The 17626-nt window shown below is 42.7% G+C and carries 17 protein-coding genes; 14 read left to right on the top strand and 3 right to left on the bottom strand.

Annotated elements, in window-relative coordinates; all coding sequences use genetic code 11:
- Nucleotides 1-72 precede the first annotated feature (72 nt).
- Both FGT79_RS22220 and FGT79_RS22215 read left to right on the top strand, forming a co-directional pair.
- A complete protein-coding gene (locus tag FGT79_RS22220; RefSeq protein ID WP_138755033.1) occupies nucleotides 73-1197 on the top strand; it encodes a copper amine oxidase N-terminal domain-containing protein in 1125 nt (374 codons plus the stop codon).
- A 186-nt stretch (nucleotides 1198-1383) separates the two neighbouring features.
- Nucleotides 1384-3012: an ATP-binding protein gene (locus FGT79_RS22215; protein ID WP_246096551.1), complete on the top strand. Its 1629-nt coding sequence runs from the start codon at nucleotides 1384-1386 to the stop codon at nucleotides 3010-3012.
- A gap of 171 nt (nucleotides 3013-3183) precedes the next feature.
- Here the strand turns inward: FGT79_RS22215 and FGT79_RS22210 are convergent, their stop codons facing one another.
- A complete protein-coding gene (locus tag FGT79_RS22210; protein ID WP_138755032.1) occupies nucleotides 3184-3999 on the bottom strand; it encodes a hypothetical protein in 816 nt (271 codons plus the stop codon).
- Between the two features lie 287 nt (nucleotides 4000-4286).
- Here FGT79_RS22210 and FGT79_RS22205 point away from each other — a divergent pair, with 287 nt between their 5' ends.
- The 10 genes from FGT79_RS22205 (at nucleotide 4287) to FGT79_RS22160 (ending at nucleotide 12220) form a co-directional block, all read left to right on the top strand.
- Nucleotides 4287-5066 (top strand): Cof-type HAD-IIB family hydrolase, encoded by a 780-nt coding sequence (locus tag FGT79_RS22205; protein ID WP_138755031.1) that lies wholly within the window; start codon nucleotides 4287-4289, stop codon nucleotides 5064-5066.
- A 207-nt stretch (nucleotides 5067-5273) separates the two neighbouring features.
- Nucleotides 5274-5816 carry a GNAT family N-acetyltransferase gene (locus FGT79_RS22200; protein WP_246096550.1) on the top strand — a complete coding sequence of 181 codons (543 nt, stop codon included), beginning with the start codon at nucleotides 5274-5276 and terminating at the stop codon, nucleotides 5814-5816.
- An 88-nt stretch (nucleotides 5817-5904) separates the two neighbouring features.
- Entirely contained in the window at nucleotides 5905-6561 is a 657-nt protein-coding gene (locus tag FGT79_RS22195) for a glycosyltransferase (protein WP_138755030.1), read from the top strand.
- A gap of 191 nt (nucleotides 6562-6752) precedes the next feature.
- Nucleotides 6753-7754 carry a phosphotransferase enzyme family protein gene (locus FGT79_RS22190; RefSeq protein WP_138755029.1) on the top strand — a complete coding sequence of 334 codons (1002 nt, stop codon included), beginning with the start codon at nucleotides 6753-6755 and terminating at the stop codon, nucleotides 7752-7754.
- Nucleotides 7751-8644, top strand: coding sequence for a copper amine oxidase N-terminal domain-containing protein (locus FGT79_RS22185; protein WP_138755028.1), 894 nt, complete (start codon nucleotides 7751-7753; stop codon nucleotides 8642-8644). Before FGT79_RS22190 ends, FGT79_RS22185 begins: the two co-directional genes overlap by 4 nt.
- 15 nt (nucleotides 8645-8659) lie before the next feature.
- The gene (locus FGT79_RS22180) at nucleotides 8660-8884 is read left to right on the top strand and encodes a hypothetical protein (RefSeq protein WP_138755027.1); all 225 of its coding nucleotides are present in this window, start codon (nucleotides 8660-8662) and stop codon (nucleotides 8882-8884) included.
- 84 nt (nucleotides 8885-8968) lie between these two features.
- Nucleotides 8969-9292: a hypothetical protein gene (locus FGT79_RS22175; RefSeq protein WP_138755026.1), complete on the top strand. Its 324-nt coding sequence runs from the start codon at nucleotides 8969-8971 to the stop codon at nucleotides 9290-9292.
- A gap of 172 nt (nucleotides 9293-9464) precedes the next feature.
- On the top strand, nucleotides 9465-9905 hold the full coding sequence (locus FGT79_RS22170) for a YhfM domain-containing protein (protein WP_138755025.1): 441 nt from the start codon (nucleotides 9465-9467) through the stop codon (nucleotides 9903-9905).
- Nucleotides 9898-10362, top strand: coding sequence for a DUF2691 family protein (locus FGT79_RS22165; protein ID WP_138755024.1), 465 nt, complete (start codon nucleotides 9898-9900; stop codon nucleotides 10360-10362). The genes FGT79_RS22170 and FGT79_RS22165 overlap by 8 nt, the downstream gene beginning before the upstream one ends.
- A 169-nt stretch (nucleotides 10363-10531) precedes the next feature.
- Nucleotides 10532-12220 carry an extracellular solute-binding protein gene (locus tag FGT79_RS22160; protein ID WP_138755023.1) on the top strand — a complete coding sequence of 563 codons (1689 nt, stop codon included), beginning with the start codon at nucleotides 10532-10534 and terminating at the stop codon, nucleotides 12218-12220.
- 39 nt (nucleotides 12221-12259) lie between these two features.
- On the opposite strand, the gene FGT79_RS22155 is transcribed toward FGT79_RS22160, so the two are convergent.
- Both FGT79_RS22155 and FGT79_RS22150 read right to left on the bottom strand, forming a co-directional pair.
- Nucleotides 12260-13873 carry a response regulator gene (locus FGT79_RS22155; RefSeq protein ID WP_171056371.1) on the bottom strand — a complete coding sequence of 538 codons (1614 nt, stop codon included), beginning with the start codon at nucleotides 13871-13873 and terminating at the stop codon, nucleotides 12260-12262.
- Between the two features lies 1 nt (nucleotide 13874).
- The gene (locus FGT79_RS22150; protein WP_138755021.1) at nucleotides 13875-15566 is read right to left on the bottom strand and encodes a sensor histidine kinase; all 1692 of its coding nucleotides are present in this window, start codon (nucleotides 15564-15566) and stop codon (nucleotides 13875-13877) included.
- A gap of 190 nt (nucleotides 15567-15756) precedes the next feature.
- Here FGT79_RS22150 and FGT79_RS22145 point away from each other — a divergent pair, with 190 nt between their 5' ends.
- A complete protein-coding gene (locus FGT79_RS22145) occupies nucleotides 15757-16716 on the top strand; it encodes an ABC transporter permease (protein WP_138755020.1) in 960 nt (319 codons plus the stop codon).
- An 18-nt stretch (nucleotides 16717-16734) separates the two neighbouring features.
- On the top strand, nucleotides 16735-17613 hold the full coding sequence (locus FGT79_RS22140) for a carbohydrate ABC transporter permease (protein ID WP_138755019.1): 879 nt from the start codon (nucleotides 16735-16737) through the stop codon (nucleotides 17611-17613).
- Nucleotides 17614-17626: the final 13 nt, after the last annotated feature.

The raw sequence follows: 17626 nt of genomic DNA, 5'->3' as shown, positions 1-17626 counted from the left end.
AACATAAACCATCCTATGCGCGTTAGGAGTGTACACTAAACAAAACTTCTAACTGCAGAGGATGGTAGAGCTATGAACATTAAAAATCTATTCAACAAAAATATAATGGTCGCTTCTATGACAACCGCGATGCTTCTTAGTGCAGTGGCACCGGGAGCCGTTTCATTCGGAGCGGCTGGAGGTACACAGGCACCGCTGCAATTCCAAATCGGCAGCAAGAAAGCTACAGACTATCGCGGTGAGCACATGCTTGCTTCAGCCCCTTACCTGATAAATGGCGTAACGATGGTGCCAGTACGAGCATTAGCAGAAGGCTTGCAAGCGAGTATTCACTTGGATTCGGCAACGAAAAAAATAACACTGTCGAAGGATGGATTAACCGTCACGCTAACGCTTAATAGCGCTGAGCTAACGGGTACGTATATTAAGAACGTGAAGCTTCCTGTTAAAGTGACGGCAGTGAAAGGCGTGACCTTTGTCCCTGCCAAAATGGTAGCCCAGCTGCTTGGTGCGGAAACACTTTGGAACGCGAAGGACAAAAAAATTACGTTGCATACCGGTAAGGCGCAAGCATTTCAATTCCATTTTGACCAAAGCGAAGAGGGCTGGAAGGGAGACTTTGCCGATCTTCCTGTCGATTATAATCCAGATATTTATGAATTGGAGTATGCGAGAGAGCTGCTGCCTACGGCGGGCAACAAGACCAACTACGGGCTGAAGCTCAATGGGATGAATCGCAGTGATGATTTGTTCATGTATGTGACGAAGAAGTTAGAGGGGCTGGAGCCGAATAAGACTTATCATGCCACTTTAGCATTCGATCTGTATACGGATCAATCGGGCGGTATGATGGGGGTTGGAGGCTCTCCTGGCGAATCCGTCTTTATTAAAGCAGGATTTGTCAGCAAGGAGCCTGTGAAAGTGAAGGTTGATGAAGGAGATCACTTCTTCTATAAGGTAAATGTCGACAAGGGTAATCAGATAACCGATGGTGAAGATATGAAGCTTATCGGGAATATGGTGCAGCCAAATAGTGAATTGTCAGGCTTTCAGCCAGTCGCCAAGGAATACAGCACAACTCTTCAATCCAATGAAAAAGGCGAGTTATACGTTATTATCGGAAGCGATTCCGGCTATGAAGGATTGACGACTCTATACCTCGATAATATTAATGTAAAGCTGTCACCTCAGGCGTAATGGTATGACAGTAGACGGTTAGCTCTCAAATGATATATATGGATGATCCAATGAAAGGACTGTTGTTTAAGGTTAAAACCCTTATTCAACAGTCCTTTTTAATTTTTTGATAATATAAACGATTTTTAATAAAAATGGGAAGGATTGTGAGTGTTACAGCTAGAATAAAGGATAATATCCAACAATATGGAAGCAAGTGGTCCTGGAAAGGTTAACTGGTATAACAACATGATGAGAAACGAAATGATTGCTGAAGCGCACAAACAATGCCAAGTACGAGGCTTGAATCCAGATGAGCCTCCTATATATACTGAATGGCTCTCCAGCGAGGAACTGAAAGGTCAACAAAGCCACTACAAAGACATTCTAGAAGTCATAAGTGTGTTTGTCGATAAATTTCTGTCTTCTGTTGAGGGAGACCCTTTTTTCGTAGCGATTACCGATAACCAAGGACATATTCTTGAATTTAGAGGAAATTCGGCCATCATAAGCATGGTACGGCGGCTTGGCATTACGGAAGGTTTGCGATTCTGTGAGGAGATTGGGCCGAATGCAGTGGATATGACTCTGCGAAGCAATGGCCCCATAGAACTTGTAGGCGAAGACCATTATCATAAAGTGCTGCATGGAATGGCCTGCTATACGGTACCATTTCATACGGAGAATAGCGGCGAGTTATTAGGAACGCTCTCGATTATGACTGATATCCATTCCGCTCATCCTCATTTGCTTGCTTTATTGTCTACAATCGTTGACTCGATCGAACGTGAGCTCTTGCTGCGCAAGCATAATACGCAGCTTCAGATTCTGAACCAAGTGCTTCTCGATACGAATTATTATGGAGTCATCATAACGGATGCACAGGGTGCAATCGTTGAAATTAACGACTATAGTAAAGTCATATTAGGCAAAGCAAGCGATGAGAAGCCTAGCGGCGGTATTGGCGATAGGGCTTTTGATTTGAGTATTATCGGTCCGTATTTCGAACGGTTCATTTTGCATGGGGAAACCTGTGTAGGCATTGAGCTTTCGATTAAGTCCAAGGATCGGATGGATTATTATATGCTCGATGTGGTGCCGATCTACGATGGTACGAAGGAGCTTATTCGCGTAGTTGGAAGCCTGAGAGACATTACCGAGATGAAACTGGCCGAGGAGCTGCTGCGAAACAGCGAGAAGCTTGGTTTCGCAGGCCAGCTAGCCGTAAGCATTGCGCATGAGATTCGCAATCCGATGACGACGGTTAAGGGCATGCTGCAGCTATCCAGTAAAACGACAAATCCTTACTATTACAACGTGATGATGTCGGAGCTGGATCGGATGAATGCAATCGTCGGTGAGTTTCTCATTCTAGGGAGGCCGCAGGCGCTCCAGTACAAGGAAGAGCAATGTGTCGACATCTTGCAGGAAGTACTGTCTATATTCGAGATGCAATTCGAAATGAATGGCATTGTCATTCGTACAGCATATGAAGGAAAAGTCGCCATTCATTGCGACCGCGATCAGGTAAGGCAGGTATTTCTGAATATTTTAAAAAATGCGATGGAAGCTTTGCCTTACGGAGGCGAGGTGGAGATCGGGCTGGATGTCATGGATGGTTATCAGCGGGTTCTGTTCAAGGATAACGGCGTAGGTATGACCGATGAAGTTATGCGCCGCATTGGTCAGCCCTTTCATACTACAAGGCGCGATGGAAACGGACTAGGCATGATGATTGTGGACAAAATCATCTCCTCGCACAAAGGCCGCCTGGTCGTTTCTAGTGAGCTAGGCTCTGGGACAACCATTGAAGTCTGGCTGCCAGGTATACAGTAACGGAGAAACGGAGAAACGCCCTGAGACCGATGGTCACAGGGCGTTTTCATGTTCATTCTTATACTTCTACGACAATAGAATCTAGCAGTTGTCCCCGCATATAGGGAAGCAAACGCGACATTCCTATCTCCGGCATTGCGAGCTGGGCGCGCTTGCTGCTAATGCTTTTGTTTAGCTGGCTATCTGGTTGTCGACCTTCGCAATGATTGCCATCGTTTGCTGCTCATACGTGAGCATTTTTTGTTTCTGCTCGTTCATTTGCTTGATGTAGGTGAGCATCCGAGTAAGCGAGCTTGATGTCGCTGCAGCATTCCCTTTCTTGACCGCTTGGTTCAGAAGTGAGGTTTCAGTCGTGAACTGTTTCTTGATGCTGCTAGTTGTACTTTTAGCCGCTTTCATCTTCACTTTGAGCGGATCAATACCGCTAAGCTCAGTGCGCAGCTTCTTAATCGTTTTGGCCGTGTTTGCTTTGGCGGTTTTATAGGTTGTTTCTTTGCTGCGAATATCCTGCTTGGCTAACTGAACAGCCACTTTGGTCGTTTCCACCTGAGGCTTCAATAGGTTTATTGCAAGCTTATCTTTGAACGACTTCGCTATGCTTAGCTGCTGGTTCAAGGAATCGTAGAGCTTGAATAATGGCTCGTATTTCTTCTTGGCTTGAACAACGTCATTCTCTAGTTTTAAAAGCTTGTTCGCATCGATTTCTTTTATCCGCTTGCGGGTGGCGATTATCGCTTCCTCGTTCTGATAGTGCAGCTTATCGATGCGTGTGTCCCAGTCGATTAATTGCTTCTGCGTAGTTTGTAATTCAGTGTACTGGGAGGTTAGCTTGGCAGCAGTCACCTTGTCTGTTGCCCCCTTCATCTTATCGAAGGCGGTCTTGGCAGTAGCGCTAAACTCGAATGATGCGGCAGCAATGGTGGACGGGCCGGCGAGCAGTAGCAAGAGAACAAGCCCAAATACGGTAAATCTAGAAACGGTTTTCATGGATACGGAAGCCTCCTTTGGTTTGGCAAACAACGCAAAAAAAGCACCTGCAAGATAGGCATGAAAATGCCATCTCTTACGGGTGCTTCCATCGTAAGCCGTTCTTATTGTGTTGATTCCATTAATATACAGGAAGCTTTCGAGAGGAGTCAAGCGCCGAATGAACTAGGAATGAGCGGTTCTCGTGTTTTCGTCAACAAAGATTCCTTTTCCACGCTCAATTCTTTATACTGTAAAAAAAGGACAGACGGCAGACGTCTGCGACAATGGACAGGAGAGAGAAGAGCATGGGCTATAAAATCGTTTTTTTCGACATTGATGGTACGCTAATTAACGAACAGAAGGAAATACCCGCAGACACGATCAAAGCGATCGCGGAACTGAAGGAAAGCGGCGTTGAACCGGTTATCGCGACTGGCCGCGCGCCTTATTTCATCAAACCACTTGCGGAGCAGCTTGGCATTGAATCCTTCGTTTGTCTAAACGGGGGTTACGTTGTATATAAAGGTACGCCGCTCTATAAACGGGAAATTGAGAAGCATCGCTTGGAGGCGCTTGTTAAGGTTGCAAGCGAGCATAATCACGGGCTAGTATTCGAAGGCGAGCATAACTTCTTCGCAGACAAAGAGGATCATCCCTTCATCATTAGCTCGGTCCATTCATTAAAGGTTGATCTGCCTGGCTATAATCCGGAGTTTTGGAAAACAGATGACATTTACCAAGTGTTCCTTCACTGTGAGAGCCATGAAGAGCATCTGTATGACGGGCTGCACTCGGAATTGAAGCTTATCCGCTGGCATCCACAGGCAATCGACGTGCTCCCTGCCGGAGGGTCGAAGGCACAGGGCATTGAAGCGCTGCTGGACAAGCTTGGCTTAACGTCAGCGGATGCGGTTGCTTTCGGCGATGGGCTGAACGATATCGAGATGCTGGAGACGGTTGGATTAGGCATAGCGATGGGCAACTCTCATCCAGATCTGCTGCCGTATGCGGATTACGTAACGACGCATGTCGACGAGCAGGGCATTCGCAACGGATTGGTGAAGGCAGGTCTTCTCGAGCGATAAGGCAAGGCACGAGAACAATATGTATACAAGAGTAAGAGCGAATTGAGCTGATACCGTGTACTGCGGTGTCGGCTTTTTTTGATATAGTGAGCTTGGAGATGGCTCCCTGTTATTAGACATTTGTGGTATTTTAAGGATAGTTCAACCGTATAAGTGCAGCAAGATTTAATCAGATTGTATGTGACAATTCCAAAGGATGTGACCAGCTTGACCATTAATCTGCTTCCTGACTTTTGGGAATCGACTAATCTTATTTGCAGTAGAATGTTAGAGAATGAAATTGAAGATGTACAATATTTATATTCAAGCAGCCAATATATGAAACAGTGGGATGGGAATGATTATGATCCGAATCACATTGCACACTGCTACTATTCAGGGGATTTGCCTCCAGGCGGGGATAAAGAGAATTATTGTATCTTTACGATTAAAGACAGAGAGCATAAGAGGTTAATCGGAATAATAAGTGTATATCACGGTTACCCAACACTCGATTCTGCGTATATTGTATTTTTGTACATACATACAGATTCACAAGGGCAAGGGTTTGGTATGGAGACAGAAGCTCAATTAGGTGTGGAGCTTAGTAGATTAGGATATAAGGATATCCGCGCAAATATTGCCGTGAAAAATTGGTCCGCTATCAGGTTTTGGACAAAGGCTGGCTTTAACGGAATAAGCGGTATTTATGGAGAAAAAGTATATTCAGAAAGCACATTTGCAAATATAGAATTAATAAAAACAATCTAAAACGAACAATAGCCTCCAATGCATGAAAATAGAAGAAATGTCCAAAATAATAGCGGATGTTCAATTCAATACATGGAGGCAATATGAAATGAAATATCGATTACTGAAGCTGGCTATGGTATGCATGTCCCTTGCATTAATTTGCGCACCTTTACATGTCGAAGCCATTGGAAAAGAACAAGTAACAACAGAAAAGCAATGTTTAAGTCCATCAACGGTGCAGTTTCAGAATCAGCTTAGAAAGCTTTGGATTGACCATGTGGTCTGGACAAGAAACTATATTGTGAGTGCGGTTGCCGGGATGGATGATCAACAAAAAGTGCTGGAGAGGCTATTGAAGAACCAGCAGGATATTGGAGATGCGATTAAACCGTATTATGGAGAGGCAGCAGGTAACAAGCTGGCTGAGCTCCTTCGAGAGCATATTGTTATTGCAGGGAAAATTGTTGAAGCAGCGAAACAGGGAAATCAGGCAGACGTGGAAAAATACAATAAAGATTGGTATAAAAACGCGGATGAGATTGCTCTATTCTTAAGCAGTGCCAATCCGAATTTGTCGAAAAAGCAATTAACAGATCTGTTGTATATGCATCTGCAATTGGTTACAGACACTGTCACAGCTAGATTAACGAAAAATTGGGATGCCGATATCGTTGCTTTCGACAAAGGCATAGACCATATCATCGTGCTAGCAGATACCCTTTCAGAAGCGATTGTAAGGCAATTTCCAACGCAGTTCAAATAGTTTGCTTTTCCGATAAATGATCGTTGTAAAGAGCACCTTCATAAACGAGGTGCTCTTTGGCATGTCAGACAGCGGGAGATGATGTAACCCTAATCATCAGTAGTATTAGAATTTCATAGATTTTCAAAAGCGGGATTTGTTATTATAGGGTAATAATCCCAGGAATGCGATAAAATAATAGGGGGAGTACAATGCACGAGCTAATCAATGAATTGGTGCGTCATTACTTTGGTGATTGTGTGTACGAAATAGAGCCTGTACCCTTTGGTTTGACTAATTTCACGAAAATTGTAACGATAAATGACCAGAAATATGTGATTCGAATCTACAATCCATATACTAAAAATGTAGACAGCATTGCATTTGAAGCTGAATTAACCTCTTATATAAGTAAGCAGAATCTTTCAATCGTCGTGCCTGAGTTTTTAAATACGAATGCTGGCGAACGGTATGTACAGCTCTCCAACGGCTCATTAGGTGCGGTTGTTTCGTTTATAGAAGGGGTCGTTCCAGAAATATTCAGTATTGAACAAGCCAAAGAGTTTGGTTATGTGGTCGGTGAAATGACTTCCGTACTTGGTCGATATCAATCAGAGCTCCAATATGAAGGAGTTCCGTTCACAGAGCTCTATAATCTTCATCCATTAGCTGATTATCAAGCGGTTACATCTTTTTTTAAGTCCCCACCTTTTGAGATTCCTCAAGCTGCACTGCATTTCTATCAAAAAACCGTTGCCCTCGTCGAGAGCAACAAACTTGAGTGGTTGGGATTTTCTAAGCAGCTCGTTCATCATGATCTATTAATATTCAATTTACTATCCATAGATAATAGAATCCATGGTGTTTTAGATTTCGATAATACTTCGCTTGATATTGGTTTTATGGAATTTGCTATTTCCCTTAACCATGTTATTCAAATGTCAAACGGATCATTGGAAATGGCACAAGCATTTATAGAAGGCTATTCTAGGTTTAGAACTTGTACGGATCAAGAAATAAATCAGTTGCAACGATTGACCCAAATGTATCATATCGCAGTACTTCATATTTATATCGGTCAATACTACTCTGGAAGAGATATCGAGGAGAACTTCAATTATATTCTAACTCAATTTCATACGAGAAATGACTGGCTTAATGAGCATGAATCTTTACTAAAAGAGATTATGATAGGAGAAGGGGATGCCAAATGATGAGAATGATTATGTTGCTGCTGTGTATGCTGGTTGCAGTGCCAACAGTCAGTGTTGCCGCGGCACAAACACGACCGGATTATCGGATCGTTATCGACAATAAAGAGCTTGTATTAGATAATCCGCCGTATTTGCATGCGGGAACGACAATGGTTCCGTTCCGTCCGCTCTTTACTCGACTAGGTCTTGAAGTTACGTGGAACGCCAAGTCGAAGCAGATTACGGCAAGCAACGGCGAACGCAAGATCGTACTGACTATTGGCTCGCGCAAAGCTACGATAAATGGTGTAGAACAGGTGATGCCTCTCGCTCCAGTCGTGCAAGGAGGAGTCACTTATGTACCGCTTCGATTCGTTGGTGATGCAAGTGGTGGAGATGTGGAGCTCTACGGAGATGGGCTCAATGTCGTCTGGGTACTATCTGCGAAACAAAATGAACTGTTCAGTGCCATCATAATGAAGGATTTGCGCGAGGCGGAACGTCTCCTTGCGATAGGCGCTGATCCGACTGTGATGATTGGCCCACTAGGTCCGGAGGGTTTTCTCTTTGCCGATGATTCGATTCCTATGATTGAGTTATTTTTGAAATACGGAATGGACGTCAATTATTTTGCACCGGAATGGTGGGGGCAATCGTTGTTGCAAAACGCAGTATCGAATGGAAGGCCCGAAATAGTAGAGTTCTTGCTCGAAGCTGGGGCAGATCCAGAGCTGGCGGTTCAGGATGGTTGGACACCGCTTATGTATGCGCACTATTGGCGTAATGAAATAGAGAGCGGCTATACCCATATCATCGATGAAAGTATGACGCCAACGGTAGAAGACTATGACGCCATTATTGTCCTTCTGGAGGGGGCGATTAATAAGATTAAGGAACAAAGTGCTACCTGAAGGCGCATAATTATTTTGATGGAGGCAGTAACTTGGTGTGGTATTTGTGATTTGATAAGTACAGAAGCTATATTCCTGCTTGGAGATTATGGTGGCGACATTATTGATTATTTCGTAAATGGCTATTCGCACAGGAACATTGAAATAAGAGCACCGCTTATCTACATAACTACGGGGATATTATTACTAATAGCAGCACCAAAGCTGACGCAATATATAACGCGCAAAGCGGAGTTTTAGATAGCCCGTTAATATGGAGTGGCTGACTTCTGCGAACATAATGGAGAAAAGTATAGAAATGCTACTATGAAAGGTTGTATTCTCATGAGCTACAATATTCATATTACGCGAGCATCCTACTGGGCAAATAATGAGGAAGAAGAAATTTCATTAGAGGAAGTTCAGAACTATTTTGTATCTAAGAATGGTTTTGTATATGCCAGCGAGTTTTCTATAACAGGGCCAATCACCATGACGGTACAAGGCCATTTCTTTATATGGAAAACCGAGGAGAAGGAAATTCCTTTTATGTTCTCTGAAGGCAATCTCACCATACCTTACGGTGATGATGAAGTGCTTGAGAAGATGAAGGAGATTGCGATTGAACTTCATGCAGTGGTTCAAGGTGATGAAGGCGAAATTTATTAAGCTGTATGTATATGGAGAGCTGCAGCTTAATAATTACAGAAGAGACCGTCTTCCACAGCAGGCGGTCTTGCTGCCTGCTGTGGAAGTTTAATCGATCCATTCTAAACACAAGCAGCAACCATTATATTACATTCAACGTCTACAGATTAGGTGCTTGAAGGAGGTAATGGTCGTGAAAAAGTATTTGCTTACTCTATTGTTATTAATGTTTATTATGATCCTCGGTTGTAGTGAGAAGGAGAAGGAGATGAAGACGGATTCGACCTTTGAAAACGTTGAGGTTTCAGTTAGTCTCAAATGCGTTCAGGGGAATAGGATGAATGTGTGCAAAGATCAACAATTCAATGATCTTCAATCATTTGAAGTGTTCCAAATGGCTTTGAAAAACGCAAATAAAATGCCAGGTATACTTAATTATTTAGCAGATTATAACTTGCAGGTGAAGTTTCCAGATCAAACAACAAAAGCCTTCCATCTTTCACTAGGTACAGATACGAACATGAAAGGGCTATTGGTAAACCTTGAAAATACCAATGAGGGCTTTGAAATCCCTGTCGTATATGCAAACCAATTAAGACAATTAATCTATGTAGGGATGGATAAATATGAATAGAGGAATGACTTTTCGGATTACCAATGGTTTCGGCAAATTTCTCGGAGAAGCATTACAGCCATTTAATACAACCGAATTCAATTGGTATATTGGAGGGGAAGAGGCTTATTTCGTCGAAGACGCAGAATTAGGGGAGCCGCTGTTCTCGGGAGAGATCTATGGAATGGATGGCACATTTCTGAAAGAACGTTTAGAGAATAATGAATACTATATCATCTTTGCAAATTTCAAAGCATTTCCGAAAGAGAAACAGGTAATAGATGTTTTGACCTACGAGGCGTTCTTGAATAGTGATTGTCACTGTGTCGTGTTAGTCGCCGATTGTGAATATGTTACGATTTATTGTAAAGACCAGGGGAAGCTTGCCGATTTGTACAATAACGCACAACAAAAGAAATACCTTGATGTCGAATTCATTACTAATGATAATGACTCTAGAACAGGTTTAAGGGTATAGTTCCTCGCATGATGAGGAGGCTGTACCTTTTTGCTTTTCAAGATAAACGATCTTCCAGCCCCAAATCGATATAACAGTGGTTATAATAGTTTAGAATAGGGCATATACGATAAACCTTCTAGTGGGCTACGATAAACGTGTAGTAGATGCTAAAGAGAGGGGAAACAAAATGAAACAAAAGAAATGGGTTTCTTTCATGCTCACGTTTGTAATTGTAAGCGTTGTCGGATGTTCTTCAGGGGGTAATGGCAATACGAACGAAGGGGGCGCATCGAATAGGCCTGCAGGCAATGAGCAATCTACGCAAAGTGCTGATGGCAAATTTGAACCTCCGGTTACTATAACAACGGCCCGGCCTGTAGGATCTGACTACACGTTTATTAACGGAGAAGATATTAACAATAACGTGCATAATAAATGGGCGAAAGAGAAGCTCGGCATTGAAATTAAGGATCTCTGGAATACGGCGGATAATGGAGCTTACCATACAAAACTTAGACTCTCGTTGACTACACAAGACCAGCTTCCCGATGTTTTTATCGTACAGGATGTTAATCTAATTGCCGATTTGATTCAATCAGGCAAGGTGAAGGATATCGGCGAGGATTTCGAAAAATATGCCAGTGAGCGGATTAAAAAAGTGTATGCTGATAATAGTGCAGCACTGAATCAAGTAAAGAAAGATAATCAATTGCTGGGGCTACCGATATTCTCAGCTGGCGACGGTACAAATCCAGTCCTTTGGCTTCGTCAGGATTGGTTGGAGAAGCTGAACCTGAAAGAGCCTGCAACGATCGAAGAGTTCGAAACGGTGATGGATGCGTTCACTAATCAAGACCCGGATGGCAATGGTAAAAAGGATACGTTTGGTTTTAGTTTGTCGGGCCGTAATGGATTCTCGAACTGGATGTCCGATGTGAGCTTTGTTTTTGGTGCGTACACAGGTAAATATATACCGGGCACATGGCAAAAAGCGGATGATGGCTCTTTGAAGTACGGATCTGTACAGCCTGAGATTAAGACAGGTCTTGGGAAGCTTCATGAATGGTACAAGAAAGGTTATTTGGACCCTGAAATGGCTGCGATTGATGAAGTGAAGGCAACAGAAAGCTTTATCCAAGGCAAATCGGGCATGATCGCTGCTCCTTTCTGGGCGTTTGGCTGGCCGCTCGGGGACGTGAAGGGAACGAATCCAGACGCGAAACTTAGAGCATATCCACTTCCTACAGGACCGGATGGCAAATCTGCTCGTTATACCGGTTACGTCAATGAAGGAAAAGTGATGATGTTTAACAAGGATTTCAAACACATGGATGCATTCTTCGAGTATTTCGACAAAATTTATGATCACCAGTTCGAAACGGGTGAATTCAAAGACGGATTCTTTGAAGGTTATGATTTCGCCATCGTTGACGGAGAACCGATCTATGATTCGAAGAAGTTTCCTACTCCGCTTGAAGCCGCAGCTTCATCGAGCAAATACAATTTATTTTGGAATGTTCCTGTGATTCCTTTCATGAGTTCTTCCATCTATGATTACATTCATAATGGCGGCGAAGTGAAAACGAGAGCGCATAAAGAAATTTCGATCCAAGATAAAGAGATGATTCGTGCAGGATCTTTGAATTTCCAAATGAGCGAAATCAATGCGCCGACTGAGTTTCTCGGAGCGCCTACGGAAACGATGAGAAGCAAAGGTGATAATCTGAAAACAATGGAGCTTGAAACTTTTGCAAAAATCATTTATGGCAACGAGCCTCTTGATAAATTTGATACTTTTGTATCCGATTGGAAGAGCAAAGGTGGAGACAAAATTGAAACTGAAATCAACGAATGGTATAAGAGCGTAAACCAATAACGATTGAAGAGGGCTGTCTCAGTTGAGGCAGCCCTTATTTTATCGATTTCTGAAGTTTTGAGGAGTACTGTTGTAAAACTCTTTGAAGATATGGATGAAATATTGCGTTTTCTGATAGCCAACGTCTTTAGCGATGTCAGAAACCTTCATATTGGTCGTATTTAGCAAATGAGCCGCTTTTTCCATTCTGATTCTCGCGATATAAGAGGACAGACTTTCTCCGGTTTCTTTCTTATACAAACGGGATAGATAAACAGGATGAAGATAGACATGCTCGCCAACTCGAGTAAGAGATACATCTTCCTGCAGATTATGTTCGATGTATTCGTGAATTTGCCTAATAATGTGGCTGCGACTGGACGAAACTTCTTTTAGTGATCTTTGAAATTGTTCGATAATGGGAATCGCCCATTCTTTGATCTGATCAGTCGACTGGTAGTAGTACGATTCACGCTGCATGGAAGGGATATTAACCATATCAGCAAAGGAATCTCCCTGTTTATGTGCAATGTAGGAGAAGCTGCTGAACAAATAGTAAACGACTTCCATGAGATGCTGCTGTGTGCGATACGCGGGAAGACTAAGCTCTTCCAGAATGAAATCAAGTTTGCTTGTGACCTCTTCCCAGCGGCCAGACTCCATTAATTGCTGCATAGTCGGTGATTGGTGAAGTCTGGTCAAAGGCTTTATCACATGCTCGGGCGTCGTCTCGCGCTCAAGCTCAGTCATCGTAAGTAAAACATTATTACGCGTTCCAACAGCCCTCCAGAATAGGTTAAGCGCCTGTAAATATTGACGATGGAGTTCATGCTGAAACATAAACGAAGGGGTGATCAGTATGGAAGCGGTTCGTTTCATGTAGGCTAACACTGTATTTTGCAACTTTATCATACGTTGATGGAGTTCCGCCTCATCTAGGACTGAGTCGATCGGAAGCAGGGCTATAAGAAATCGATGATGATCTTTACACGACCATAGAGAGGAAGGGTCATTAACCTGATCGAATACAATTTCCTCTGCCATATTCATAAGTGCAAAGCTCAGCAGTTCATAATCCTCACGCTTGATTTCCTCCGCTCCTGTTTCGATTCTAATTAATACGAGCACACATTGTGCATCTGCCTCAAAGGGTAAGTGAAGGGCTTTGAGGTGACGATTTAATTCATCAGAGTCGTATTTTTTCCCAAGTAAAAGATCGATCAGCAGATGCTCCCTCATACGTATTCCCCCGAGCTTCAAGACATCATTCGCAGCTTCGAGGCTTTGCTTTTTCTGCTTCTCATCTTCAATTTTAACAAATACTTTTTTCAAACTGAGCAGTACTTCATCCTCGGTAACGGGCTTCAATAAATAATCGGCAGCACCAAGCTGCAGAGCTTTAACGGCATACGAGAAATCGGAGTATCCCGACAATAAGATGACTTTCGTTTCAGGATATTCCCGTTGAAGGGTGGAGAGAAGTTCGAGTCCGCTTCTCTCCGGCATGCGAATATCTGACACAATAATGGAGAGAGGAACTCGGCTAGCCATATCGAGCGCCTCTTTGGCAGAACTTGCGCGATATACATGTAGGATGCCTAGGCTTGACCAAGGAATTTCTGTTTCTAAGTAATCGAGCACATAATCCTCGTCATCCACCAGTAATACGTTCATGCTATGCCTCCTGTTTTCTATATAAGATTTCAAGGGTAACGCGGAACCCGCCCCATTCATTGGATGCGAAAGTAAGCCCAGAGAAGTTTCCGTAGCGGTTGACTAACCGATGATGAACATTCCTTAATCCGCAGCCCATTTCCTCCGTATTCTGATAGCTGCTATGTACACGATCATTCAGCAAATGTAATTCCCCTTCAGATAGGCCAATTCCATCGTCATCGACGTGAATGAGATAATGACTGCCATTGACGACACCACGAATATGAATGTTTCCCGAGTCCTGTTTTTGTTCAATACCATGTACAATCGCATTCTCCACAAGCGGTTGCAAAAGCAGGCTTGGCACGGAAAGTTCCAGCATGGAGGATTGTATATCTATCGTATAGGTCAAACGTTTGTTTCGCAGAGATTGCACTTCAAGATAGCTTTCGATTAGACGGATTTCGTCTTCCAAGGTCGTCGTTTCTCCCGCTTTGCGAGTAATGTAGCGGTAAAAGGAGGATAAGTTTTTGGCCATTGAGATAACTGCATCGGGTGACTTATTCGCCATGCTAACGATATAAAATAAGCAATTATATAGGAAATGAGGGTTAATCTGCGATTGGAGATGCTTATACTCTGCTTCTCGTGTACGGACTTTTTCTTCGTATACATTTTCAATTAGTGATTGCGTACGAGAAGCCATATCATTGAATCGGTCAAATAAATAATCAAATTCGGTATTGGTTTTAAGCGTTGCTCTACTTCCGTAATCACCAGTTCCCAGTTTTTCGATTTTACGTACCAAATATCCAAACGGCAAGCGGAAATGTCTATAAAACATATAAGAAAAAGTAATTCCTGTAATAAACAAAAAAACGAAGCTTCCATTGACGAGCCAGTTTACCTTCTGAAGCGGATTGAGGAACTCATTCAGTTCGATATAGCTGACCAACGTGCCTCCTAATGATGGGCTTTGAATCGATTGGACTAAATATTCAACGTTATCCATTTCAAAAACAGTTACTTTAGGATGTGTCGTCGTACTGCCATCAAGCACATTTTCTTTGATGAAAAGCGGGAACAGCTTTGTATTTACCTCAGTATTCTTAATCACATCATCCTTGGAAAAGTAGAAAAAAGATGTGCCATTCCCTGTATTATCAAGTCCTTTAAGGGCAGAACGCAAATATTCGCTTGAAATGGTCGTCTCTACAACTGAAACGGCATTGTCGAAATCAGAAGAGAGAACCGTTGGATTAACGAGCAGAAAATGAAAGGTAAGTTTATCATTGTGTGCCCGTGAAAACCATCGATTCATTGGTTTTTCGGCAAGCTCCTTCTGATCGAATTGTTTGGTTTCTGAAGTTGATAATACTTCCTGTATGCTGGGCCAGTATACGTTTAATTCACTAATAAGCGGTTCAGCCTGACTTTGCAGCTCAAGCTTCTCTTCGATGGTCTTTCGCATTAAGAGGTGATTCAAATATTCTGGAAACTCCTCTGAGCTGGCATAGGCTTTGATGCTCGAATCATAGGCAAGCAAAAGCGTCTGTTTCTCAAGCTGGCGGAGTGATTGTTCCAATTGCTGAATGGTAAATTCCATCTGCTTGGAAGCCGAGCTCTCAAGCGTCTTTTTCACTACAATTTCACTTGTATGATTGGCGTATGCGAATAACAAGGTCGATGGAATGAGCAATAATGCCAACATGACGAGAAGCTTATGGAACACCTTATATTTTACTATGTAGATCACCGCCTGAGTGAATTTGACGAAATAGGTTATGAGAGGGGATATAGATGTTAAGACCTTATCATAGGTAGGGTCAAAACCTGTTGGTATAATAATAGCAGAAGTTTACCAACGTGCAATTATGTAGGAATAGAGAGGGGAATTCTGTTTGAAAAGCGGACTTGAGGTTGCGGTTAATGAACCAAATAGGGTTAAAACGGAGTCGAAGTGGAAAAAGGGGATTAAAAAAACATGGCCGCTCCACTTGCTGATATTGCCGGCAACAATAATCGCAGTTGTATTTCATTATTTTCCAATACTTGGGCTCGTTATGGCCTTTCAAGATTATAAGCCTTGGCTCGGATTTATGAATTCGGAGTGGGTAGGCTTTAAGCATTTCGAAGCTTTGTTTATGTTTGACGAATCGGTTCAAGTCATTTGGAACACCTTGATTATCTCCGTTCTTAAGATTGTGTGCGGATTGTTCGTACCCATTGTAATCTCGCTTTTACTGAATGAGGTTCGTAAATCTGGAATTAAACGTGGAATTCAGACGTTGGTCTATCTCCCTCATTTTCTATCATGGGTCATCTTAGGCGGTATTCTTATTGACTTACTATCGGTTAAAGGTGGTCTTGTCAATCGGATGCTAGTCGATTGGTTCAACATACAACCGATCTTCTTTCTAGGTGACGGCGACTGGTTCCGTTTCGTCATCGTCGTTAGTGACATATGGAAGGAATTTGGGTTTGCAATGATTATCTACCTGGCAGCAATCGCAGGGGTAAACCCGTCACTATATGAGGCAGCAGAAGTGGACGGAGCAAGCCGGCTGCAGCAGACTATTAATGTGACACTGCCAACTATGCTTCCAATAATCGTCGTTGTGGCTACCTTGCAGCTTGGCAATATTCTAAACGCAGGATTTGATCAAATTTTCAATCTGTATAATCCGCTTGTTTATAGCAAAGGTGATGTTATTGATACGTTTGTTTACCGTTCAGCTATGTTAAAAGGGGATTTTAGCTTTGCTACAGCTGTTGGTTTATTTAAATCAATTATTAGTTTTGTGCTAATCGTTGTTTCATACCGTTTGGCGTATAGATTCGGCAACTATCGGATTTTTTAATGAAAAGGAGGATGACAGATGTATCATAAATCAGCAGGATATAAAACGTTTAGTGCTTTAAACCACATTTTCTTAATTGCGTTATCATTGCTTTGCATACTGCCGCTCATGCATGTACTGGCCGTTTCGTTTAGTGGGAAAGCCGCAGCTACTGCTAATATCGTTAATTTATGGCCGGTAGATTTTACGTTGGAGTCCTATCAGAAAACGATCGATAATCCTGCTTTCATAAGAGCATTGCTTTATTCCGTCTATCGTACTGTTCTGGGCACAGCGATTGGCATGGCGGTTATTGTTTTCGCGGGATATGCGTTGTCTAAACGAAATCCGGCCTTTAAATCTCGGAACGTATACATGTGGTTCTTTGTATTTACGATGTTGTTCTCGGGCGGTTTGGTTCCGGGTTATATCCTCATTACGAATTTGAATCTCATTAATACCATATGGGCTCTTGTTCTGCCGGCGGCGTTAAGTGTGTATAACCTGATTCTGCTTATGAATTTCTTTCGGACCATTCCAGCAGAACTGGAAGAAGCGGCCGTCATTGACGGAGCGGGGTTATTTCGGATTTTATTTAGTATTCATTTGCCTGTATCCCTTCCCGCTCTGGCGACGATTACACTTTTCACTCTAGTCGGCCATTGGAATTCTTGGTTCGACGGGCTCATTTATATGATGGACACTAAAAAATATCCGCTTGCCACATTTTTGCAAACCGTAGTTGTACAGCAGGATTTCAGCAAAATGAGCATAAACCCCAAGGATATGGAAAACTTGTCGCAAAGAACAGTCAAAGCCGCGCAAATTTTCATTGGTGCTTTACCAATCTTGCTAGTGTATCCGTTTCTACAAAAGTTTTTCGTAAAAGGCATTGTGCTCGGAGCTGTAAAAGAATAGTTTAGGAGCTGAT

Origin of the sequence: Paenibacillus sinopodophylli (assembly GCF_005930355.1) — a bacterium.
GTDB lineage: Bacteria > Bacillota > Bacilli > Paenibacillales > Paenibacillaceae > Pristimantibacillus > Pristimantibacillus sinopodophylli.
The sequence above is the reverse complement of the archived record's forward strand: the minus strand, read 5'-3'. Positions and strand labels throughout refer to the sequence as shown.

Coding starts and splice junctions, on each gene's coding strand:
- FGT79_RS22220 (WP_138755033.1), top strand. CDS start 73: ATGAACATTAAAAATCTATTCAACAAAAATATAATGGTCGCTTCTATG.
- FGT79_RS22190 (WP_138755029.1), top strand. CDS start 6,753: ATGCACGAGCTAATCAATGAATTGGTGCGTCATTACTTTGGTGATTGT.
- FGT79_RS22165 (WP_138755024.1), top strand. CDS start 9,898: ATGAATAGAGGAATGACTTTTCGGATTACCAATGGTTTCGGCAAATTT.
- FGT79_RS22205 (WP_138755031.1), top strand. CDS start 4,287: ATGGGCTATAAAATCGTTTTTTTCGACATTGATGGTACGCTAATTAAC.
- FGT79_RS22160 (WP_138755023.1), top strand. CDS start 10,532: ATGAAACAAAAGAAATGGGTTTCTTTCATGCTCACGTTTGTAATTGTA.
- FGT79_RS22155 (WP_171056371.1), bottom strand. CDS start 13,873: ATGAACGTATTACTGGTGGATGACGAGGATTATGTGCTCGATTACTTA.
- FGT79_RS22215 (WP_246096551.1), top strand. CDS start 1,384: ATGGAAGCAAGTGGTCCTGGAAAGGTTAACTGGTATAACAACATGATG.
- FGT79_RS22185 (WP_138755028.1), top strand. CDS start 7,751: ATGATGAGAATGATTATGTTGCTGCTGTGTATGCTGGTTGCAGTGCCA.
- FGT79_RS22175 (WP_138755026.1), top strand. CDS start 8,969: ATGAGCTACAATATTCATATTACGCGAGCATCCTACTGGGCAAATAAT.
- FGT79_RS22150 (WP_138755021.1), bottom strand. CDS start 15,566: ATGTTGGCATTATTGCTCATTCCATCGACCTTGTTATTCGCATACGCC.
- FGT79_RS22140 (WP_138755019.1), top strand. CDS start 16,735: ATGTATCATAAATCAGCAGGATATAAAACGTTTAGTGCTTTAAACCAC.
- FGT79_RS22195 (WP_138755030.1), top strand. CDS start 5,905: ATGAAATATCGATTACTGAAGCTGGCTATGGTATGCATGTCCCTTGCA.
- FGT79_RS22210 (WP_138755032.1), bottom strand. CDS start 3,999: ATGAAAACCGTTTCTAGATTTACCGTATTTGGGCTTGTTCTCTTGCTA.